The following is an 8,818-nucleotide window of genomic DNA, read 5'->3' as shown; positions in this document are numbered from 1 at the left end:
TATTTTGGTTGGCAGCGCTCGGCTTATGGGGAGCAGCCACCCCGGGCTCTGCCGGTCCTGGCAGTGATGACCGGCAATATTGGGCTCGCAGGTGGCGGTCCTGGCTTGATCCCCACGGAGCCGGGAATCCCCATCGGTTTCCTGCCCACGGGTCAGAACCCGGTCAAGGCGGCCATCCCCACTTTCAAATGGACCGAAGCCATTGAAAGAGGGGTGGAATTCGACTTTAAACATGACGGGCTAAAGGGAGTAGATAAGCTTTCCACCAACCTCAAGTTTATTTGGAACTATGCTGGCAACGCCCTGGTCAACCAGCATGCCGATTGCGGGCGGACGGCTAAGCTGTTACGGGATACCAAGAAGTGCGAATTCATAGTTACCATCGATAATTTCTTGACTCCCAGTGCTAGATTCTCGGACATTGTACTTCCGGAGACCACCCATTTCGAACGAGAAGACATCGTTTCTATATACACCTTTGGCGGTCACGCCATCTACCTGAATAAAGTGGTGGAGCCCATGTACGAGTGCCGCAACCTCTACGATATTTGCGCCGATATAGCTGGGCGGTTGGGCTTCAAAGAAGCGTTTACTGAGGGTAAAACCCAAGAGCAATGGGTAGAAGAACTCTGCCGGCAAGCGGAGAAGCTAGACCCCAATTTTCACTTTGAGGAGTTCAAGCGTACTGGCATTTATAAGATTGACCGTAAACCGGTTGTGGCCTATGCCGATTTCATTAAAGACCCAGATAAGAATCCCTTGAAGACGCCTTCGGGAAAGATTGAGATCTTCGTCAAGGACTTCTATGATTTCGGCAATCCCAAAGAAGTTCCGGCTATACCCAAGTACATTTCGGCTTGGGAGGGTCCCGAGGATCCTCTCCGGGAAAAGTACCCGCTTCAGTGTATCGGCTTTCACTATAAACGTCGGGCCCATTCTACCTTTGATAACATTGCTTGGCTGGACGAAGCCGGACCGCAAGTGGTATGGATTAACCCCAAAGATGCCCAAGCCCGCGGGATCAAGAACGGCGATCAGGTGAAGGTCTTTAACGATCGGGGCACCATTATCATGCCGGCTAAAGTTACTCCCCGAATCATGCCAGGTGTAGTAGCCATTCCCCAAGGAGCATGGTATTCGCCCGACGCCAATGGGGTTGACCACCGGGGGTGCATCAACGTAATAACTACTTGGCGGCCGACGCCGTTGGCCAAGGGCAATCCCCAGCATACCAACTTGGTTGAAATCCATAAGGCATAGGAGGTGGGATCCATGCCAGAGAAACAACTAGGCTTCCACATTGACCAAGCTAGTTGCATTGGCTGTTTTACTTGCCAAATCGCTTGCAAGGATAAAAATGATCTCGAGGTAGGCCAGCTCTGGCGCCGCGTAGTGGAAATGGCCGGTGGGGGCTATGTTGAAGAAGGCAATACCGTCCGCAGCAATGTTTTTGCTTACTATATCCCTGTGTCTTGCAATCACTGTGCTGATCCACCGTGCGTAAGGAACTGCCCTACCGGTGCCTTGTACAAGCGGGAAAAGGATGGGCTGGTGCTCCTTAACCAGGATAGGTGCATTGGCTGCCAGTACTGCGTTTGGTCCTGTCCTTACAACGCGCCCCAGTTCAATCCTGCCACCGGGAAAGTAGGCAAATGCAATTTTTGTGTTGACCTCTTGGAGCAAGGCAAAGATCCGGTATGCGTATCAGCTTGCCCCATGCGGGCTTTGCATTGGGGGCCCATCGATGAGCTGAAACAAAAATATGGCGGCGTGGACCTGATCAGGGGCCTTCCCGATCCCAAGTTGACGGGGCCATCACTTTTAGTGACGCCCCACCGGGATGCCATCAAGTAAGGGGGTACTGACTGATGGAAATAAAAGCCTGGGCTTTGATAACATTTACTATCTTAACCCAAACGGCCATCGGATCCTTCATTCTGTTTACGGTCTTACGCAGTCTGAACCGGAAGCCGGAGGTGGATTCCCTTTACCGGCAGACCATGATAATGGTGGGACCGGTGGCTATCGTGGGCATGTTGGCTTCGCTGGCCCACTTGGGAACGCCGCTGTTGGCTCCCAACTCTATTCTCAATTTGGGAAGCTCCTGGCTCAGCCGGGAGATCTTCTTCACTTGTGGCTTTGTGGTGTTGTGGGCCTTGGGCTGGGCTCTGGAAGGCCGGGTCCAACCGCCCATAAGGCAAGGGGTTAATTGGCTGACAGCTATCTGCGGGTTGGCCGACATAGTCTCCATGGCTTCCATCTATTCTGCTGCCATGATGCCAGCCTGGAAGGGCGTCAATACCTATACCACTTTCCTAGGTACGGCTTTCTTCTTGGGGTCAGCGGCAGCCGCTGTCGCCTTGCTTTATTATGGCCGGAAAAAGCCGGCGTGGGGCGATGCTTTGGCTGGAGACTTGCAGATATTGGTGGCAGTAGCTTTGAGTGTCATGTCGATCCAGCTGGTGATCCTGCCCTGGTACCTGGCGAGGCTGGCTGGAGGGGATGCCGCCGCTCAGGCCAGCGCGGCTATGCTGTCGGGCCGGTATGGAATTGCTCTAATCGTAAGGTGGGCTCTGGCTCTCTTGGGTGGAGCGCTGCCTTTGGCCGTAGCTTGGAGGCGGGGGGCGGAAGGAAAGGTACCCTTTAGCTTGGTATCCGGTGCCGCCCTAGCCATTTTGGTGGGCGAGGTACTGGGCCGCTACCTGTTCTACGCTACAGCAGTGAAAATAACTTTGGGTTGACCATGCTGGCCCTTTTGGCTGCGGATAGGCCTTCTTGATGGATGGTGCTAGGTTGCTTTTAAAACCTGGACTCGAGGTATTTACGGGCCCAGGTTTTTACTTGTAGGGTTCTAGGCCCGGAAAGTAGTGTTATGATTTAGATGGTTGGTCCCGTATAGAGTTGAGCACCAGTTCGTCAATACTGGTGGAAGAAGACCTGGCGCTGATCTGTATCGTACCAGAAGAAGGCGATAGCTAACTATGTCCCGCCAACACCCCGGCGCGCTTTGAGGCGGCGAGGAGAGGGTTACCATGAACATCGGGGAAACAAAAGCGCAGCATTTTCGCCACGTTTGTCCCCGCAACTGCCCTAGCAGCTGCGGCATGATCTCTACGGTGGAAAACGGGGTCTTGGTAAAGGTGGAAGGTGACCCCAAGCATGGCTATACCCGAGGCCGTCTCTGCGCCAAGGGCTATGCTTACCCTGAGCTAGTCTACAGCCCGTCGCGGTTGCGCTATCCTTTGCGCCAAGTGCCTCGGGGCTCAGGCAATTGGGAGCGGATAAGCTGGGATGAAGCCTTGACGGTGATTGCCGATAAGATGCTGGAGCTCAGGGAGCGGTACGGAAGCTTCTTGCCGGTCTGCCTCAACCGCCAGTCTGGAGACTTAGGAATTTTGCACTTAGCTACCGAAGGGATGTTTCGATCCCTGGGGGCGGTAACCTTAGTAAACGGCACTTCTTGTTGGTCGGCTGGCCTCGATGCTCGCGTCTATGATTTTGGAGCCAACTGCAATTCCGATCCTGAGATCATGAGCGAAGCCCAGTTTATAATCCTCTGGGGTACCAATCCTGCCTGGACCGCCATCCACCAGATGGCCTACTTGGAAGCGGCTCGGTCTCATGGCGCCCGTGTGGTTACCATCGACCCCATCTACACGGGCACGGCTCGCTGGTCGGACGCTTACATCCAGGTGCGACCAGGTGGGGATGGTGCCCTGGCCTTGGGCATGGCTCGAGCCCTATGGGAACACGATGCCGTTGACCACGATTTTCTGGTCAGCTGCGTACGCGGCTGGCCAGAGTTCAAGGATTACCTTGAGCAACAGGTGAATTGGGAATGGGTAGAAGCCAAAAGCGGGGTAAAGGCGGAAATCGTTGTCGATTTAGCCCTGGCTTATGCGGCTAGCCGCCCGGCAGCAATTTGGATCGGCCTGGGCCTGCAACGGCACAAAAACGGTGGCCAGAACGTTCGGGCCATTGATGCCTTAGCCGCTCTAACCGGTAATATCGGCGTTCGCGGCGGTGGCACCTACTTTCCTGACCAACAAGCTTGGCTATTCAATATGCGCATCATGTCCTATCAACCCCTCTCCTCTTCCTTCGGCAGCCTCAAACCGCGGTTGATCAATATTAACGACTTTGCCGCTGAATTGGACCGCCTCGAGAAGCAAGCAAGCTTAGCCAATGGTGGCCCACCGGTCAAAATGATTTGGTTCAGCTGCCGTAACGCTTTGGCCCAAGATGGGAACGTTGGGGCCCTGGCTCAAGCTTTAAGCAAAATAGACTTGGTCGTAACTGTGGACCAGTTCCTTACTGCCACCGCTAGGTGGTCAGATATAGTACTCCCGGCCACCACCTGCTTTGAACATTGGGATGTGGTGGCTAGCTGCTGGCACCGGTGGATAGGGGTTAGCCAGCCAGCTATTGTCCCGGTGGGTGAAAGCCGCTCTGATTTAGCCATTGCTTGGTCCCTTTCGGCTAAGCTCAATCAACTTAGCCCCGGCTGTTGTTCTTTTCCTACCGAAGGAGATGAAAAGGAATGGCTAGAGGACGAGCTGGAGGGGAAAATGTTTTCGCTGCTAGGCGTAGGCCAGCTGCAGGAACTCCTAGAGGGACCGCGCAAGCTCAATCTAGCTGCAGTCGCCTGGGAAGACCGGACCTTTGCTACCCCTGATGGCAAGTATCACCTGTGGTCGGAGTTGGCAGCGGCAGATGGATTTCCACCCTTGCCGGTTTATGTTGATAGCGCCGAGGCCGGGCATGCTTCCCTCTACCCCTTCCGGCTGTTAACTCCACATAGCCAGCTTTCCATAAACTCCCAGTTCTGGGATTTGCCCAGCTTAAATGCCTTGGAACTTCAGGGTAGGCTTTGGATTCACCCTGAAACTGCCAAGCTTCGCAACTTAAAAACTGGTGACCGGGCACGCGTTTATAACTCTCAAGGGGAAATAATGCTGGTGGCAGAGGTGACGGAAGCGGTTCCTCCTGGAGTCCTGGTATGTTACCAGGGCTGGGGTGGGTGGATGGCAAATGGTGGAAATGAGCCCCGTCCAGGAGCAGTGGCTGGGCTCTCCAATCGCCCGGGACTGGGATTAAATCAGGTCGTGAGCTCGGCAGCAACCGACATGGGAAGACGGAGCACCGGACAACCTGGGCTAGCCTTGCACGATAGCTGGGTGAACCTTTCCCGGTGCTGGTAGGGTGCCAATTGGGTCCGGATGGAGGGCACTGATCGGTCCAATGCAACTCGGTTTCTTCATTGATATCAATAAGTGCACGGGCTGCCGCTCTTGCGAAATGGCCTGCAAACAGGAGAAAGGATTAGCGCCATCCCAGCGGTTTCGACGGGTGACATTGGTAGAAGATACAGCCTTACCAGTCTCCTTTTACCTTTCCCTGGCCTGCAACCATTGCCAGAACCCCGAATGTATGCGGGTTTGTCCTACCCAGACCTACCACAAGCGCCGCGATGGAGTGGTGATTCACGATCCTGGTAACTGTAGTGGGTGCTGTACCTGTGTGCGGGCTTGCCCCTACGGAGCCCCTCAGTTTGATCCCCGGAACGGGAAAGTGGACAAGTGCGACTTATGCATCGGGCGGTTGCTTAAGGGCAAGGCGCCGGCCTGTGTGGAGGCTTGCCCCAACAGTGCTTTGTTAGTGTTGGATCTCGATGTGTTTCCGGACACCGATGCCCGCACAGTACATTTAGGCGGGGCTCCAGCTTCAACTCTTTGGGAATGGATTCCTACGTTGCCTGATCCTCGGCTTACCCGACCCTCAGTACGCTTTCCCGACCTCACTGGCCCCGAGGTCTACCTAATGGGTTCACCGCCTGAAAAAAGTAACCGGTGATAATTGGCAAGTGATAGCAGGAGTTTCAGTTTGTTTGGAGAATTACATTGTCAATTGGAAGTGAGTCTTAAGCCGGGTTTGTAAACGGCTTGTATTTTTGTACAAAATTTTGGTTTCTTGTTAGTAGGATTCTACAAAAAGAACGGCTGAATTTGTATTAGGCATCTACATTTATTGCCGATCTCTGGGGAAACGAGAGGGGCCAGTAACTCTTGGAGCCAGCCGTAAGGAATATAGATAATTCCGCATTTATAGCTAATTTTGAGGTAGCTCTAGATCCCCGCTTGCCGGCTGAGCAACGGCGATGTCTTATCGAGATTCTAGATGCCCTGGTGGAAGGCAAAGGCCTCGCTCCCATGGTACAATCGCTGGCCCAGCACTTGCAAGCTACAGCCATGGTAGTCAACGCCAGCGGGGTAGTCTTGGTGGCCCACAGTTATGCCCACCCAGGTAACGGGGTTGGGCGATGGCCAGAAATAATGAAGCTGTCGGCGCCAATTGGCGCCCAAGATGGCCTGATCGCAAGGACTAAGCTCGATCTCGGGATTGGCCCCCAGCCTGGCCTAGTGATCACCCTGGCGCAAAAGCGGGTTTACGGTTACTTGCTAGTAGTGGATTTGGACTCTAAATGTGAGGAGACTTGCCGCTCCCTACTTCACCAGGCAGCATTGGCTCTATTGCTGGAGCTCACCCGGCAATTTTCTCTACAGCAAGTAGAACAACGGCATCGCAACGAGTTTATCCAGGATTTGGTTTACAACAACCTGGATTCTCGAGAAGTATTGGTAGCTCGGGGCCGTACCTTCGGCTGGGACTTTAGTCACCCTTACGTCGTAGCTGTGGCCGAATTGGACCAGGGGCCTGGGGGACCTGAGGGGCGGCAGCGGTGGGAACGCTTTTTGGACTGGGCTCGGACCTTTCTCGCCCGCTGGGATACTCAGGTTATCGTAGAGGAGAGGGGCAACCAGGCTATCATACTTTGGCCGGTAAAGTCTGCAGCCGCGACCGGCCGGCAGATGCAACAGACGCCGGTAAGGCGGGCGCTAATTAATGCTCTCAAGCGGTTGCAGGTGGAGATAGGCAGGTATTGGCCGGATGACACCTTCTCCGCTGGTATTGGGCTCTTTTATCCCGACGTGACTGAACTATATAAGAGCTACCAGGAAGCCAAGACTGCGTTGGAGATTGGGCGGGTTTTAGGTGAAGGGGCTAAGATTACTACTTTTGAGGAGCTGGGCCTTTTTCGCTTCCTTAGCGCTGTGCCCATTCAGAACCTGGAGGACTTCGTCCAGGAAGTTCTCGGTCCCCTGGAGGAATACGACCAGGAGCATCATTTGAACTTAGTTTCCAGCCTGGAGGCAACTTTCCGTTGCGGCTGGGATCTCACCCGAGCCAGCGCCAGCTTATTCATCCACGTAAATACCCTTCGCTACCGGTTAAAAAAGATAGAAGAGATCCTGGGGGCTAGTTTAGATGATCTGACCCAGCGCACCAACCTTTTTGTTGCCCTGAAGCTCAGGGGCCTTAGGCGGGGGCGGCAGCGTTAACTGGAGGCGTAGTCCTGGTGGCCACTTTTAAGCTCGATGTTTGTGGGGAAATGTGCCCCATTCCCATTGTGAAGACCAAAGTAAGGTTAAAGAGCTTGGCGGTGGGCGACATTCTCACCGTGGTCAGCGATCATAGTTGCACTACCCGATCTCTGGTAGATGTGGTGCGAAAGCTGGGCCACAAGGTGGAAGTCACCCAGCCGGAGGCGGGCATTTGGGAGATCGTGGTGGAGAAGCGCCGCTAAGGGTAGCGCCGCTAGGGGTGGTTAAGCCATGGGAATGGCAGGTTGCCTCTGACCCGGTCAAATGGGGGCGATTAGCAAAAAGCCTTGCGGTTAGAAAGGATGAAGCGGGCAAATTTCTTCATCAAGTCGCTTTGGGGGCGGTTGCGAAAATGTAAAACCGAAATTTGGGTGCGCAGAGGCAGGTCCTCGACCTTAACTCCTTTTAAGGAGCCGGAGTGCAGCTCGCTGCGCACCGCTAGCTTAGATAACAAAGACACCCCATGGCGAGCCTCGATGGCGGATTTAATGGCGTCATTGCTGTTGAGTTCTAGGACCACGTGGAAATCTTTTAGCGTCAACCCCTTTTCTTTGATAGCGTTCTCAATGATATCCCTGGTTCCCGATCCCTCTTCCCGCAAAATCAACGGTAGCTGCCGCAACTGCTCTAAAGTAATGGTATCTGGGCCCTGCCAATCCGGGTTGACAATTAGGAGTAGCTCATCTTCGGCCAAGCCGCAGGCGGAAATTTGGGGATCATCAATTGGCCCCTCCACCAGGCACATGTCCACGCTCTTCTCTGAGAGCCGTTGTAAGGTTTCCTTGCGGTTTCCCACTACCAGCCGGATGTTGGCGTGAGGGTGCTTTTCCTTGAAGCTATAGATGGCACAGGGCAGAGCATAACTGCCGATGTTGCTGCTAGCTCCCACCAATAGCTTTTCCTGCCCTTGCTTCCAGCTAGCCAGATCCGCTTTCAAGTTTTCCTGCAATTTAAGGAAAGTCTGCCCGTATTCGTAGACGATTTCCCCAGCCTCAGTCAGCTCTACGCCTTTAGTAGTACGAGTGAAAAGCTCCACCCCCAGGTCGGTCTCTAGAAGCTGGATTTGATAGCTTAAGGAGGACTGGGAAATGTGAAGCTGGCGGGCAGCTTCCGACATGGACTTTACCTGCGCTACCATACAGAAAGCCTCAATCTGGGTGAGGTTCACTGCCCTACCCCCTGCCCTCGGTGGGAAACCTAATCTCTCCGCGGTTTTTTCTATTATAATAGTTTCAGCGACTGATTGCCAAGGGCTCCTGGCTGCCAACTTGGCTCCGGCCTTTAGGTGGCTCCGCGCAAGGTAAATAATATGTTTTTTCTGAGGAGTGGAGGAGTGGAAAAGCAGAGGCTGCTAAGCTTTATTGGTATTACAGGGG

At 54.0% G+C, this 8,818-nt stretch carries 8 protein-coding genes; 7 read left to right on the top strand and 1 reads right to left on the bottom strand.

The annotated features are described in order from the left end of the window. The 7 genes from H5U02_12300 to H5U02_12270 all read left to right on the top strand — a co-directional run. Positions 1-1,260, top strand: a 1,260-nt coding sequence (locus H5U02_12300) for a molybdopterin-dependent oxidoreductase (GenBank protein ID MBC7343198.1), incomplete at its 5' end; no start/stop codon positions are given. 12 nt (positions 1,261-1,272) lie between these two features. Beyond that, positions 1,273-1,854, top strand: coding sequence for a dimethylsulfoxide reductase subunit B (gene dmsB, locus H5U02_12295; protein ID MBC7343197.1), 582 nt, complete (start codon positions 1,273-1,275; stop codon positions 1,852-1,854). A 14-nt stretch (positions 1,855-1,868) separates the two neighbouring features. Further along, positions 1,869-2,741 carry a dimethyl sulfoxide reductase anchor subunit gene (locus H5U02_12290; protein ID MBC7343196.1) on the top strand — a complete coding sequence of 291 codons (873 nt, stop codon included), beginning with the start codon at positions 1,869-1,871 and terminating at the stop codon, positions 2,739-2,741. A gap of 291 nt (positions 2,742-3,032) precedes the next feature. Continuing rightward, a complete protein-coding gene (locus tag H5U02_12285) occupies positions 3,033-5,201 on the top strand; it encodes a molybdopterin-dependent oxidoreductase (GenBank protein MBC7343195.1) in 2,169 nt (722 codons plus the stop codon). A gap of 40 nt (positions 5,202-5,241) precedes the next feature. Further along, complete coding sequence (locus H5U02_12280; protein MBC7343194.1) at positions 5,242-5,853, top strand: 4Fe-4S dicluster domain-containing protein; 612 nt, start codon at positions 5,242-5,244, stop codon at positions 5,851-5,853. 212 nt (positions 5,854-6,065) lie between these two features. Further along, positions 6,066-7,400: a helix-turn-helix domain-containing protein gene (locus tag H5U02_12275; GenBank protein ID MBC7343193.1), complete on the top strand. Its 1,335-nt coding sequence runs from the start codon at positions 6,066-6,068 to the stop codon at positions 7,398-7,400. A gap of 17 nt (positions 7,401-7,417) precedes the next feature. After that, positions 7,418-7,645, top strand: a complete 228-nt coding sequence (locus H5U02_12270; protein MBC7343192.1) for a sulfurtransferase TusA family protein — start codon at positions 7,418-7,420, stop codon at positions 7,643-7,645. Between the two features lie 71 nt (positions 7,646-7,716). Here the strand turns inward: H5U02_12270 and H5U02_12265 are convergent, their stop codons facing one another. After that, entirely contained in the window at positions 7,717-8,610 is an 894-nt protein-coding gene (locus H5U02_12265; protein ID MBC7343191.1) for a LysR family transcriptional regulator, read from the bottom strand. Positions 8,611-8,818: the final 208 nt, after the last annotated feature.

The sequence above is a fragment of the Clostridia bacterium genome (assembly GCA_014360065.1).
Lineage (GTDB): Bacteria > Bacillota > DSM-521 > Neomoorellales > JACIYF01 > JACIYF01.
Note: the sequence above shows the minus strand (reverse complement) of the source record. Positions and strands in the feature narration are given on the sequence as shown.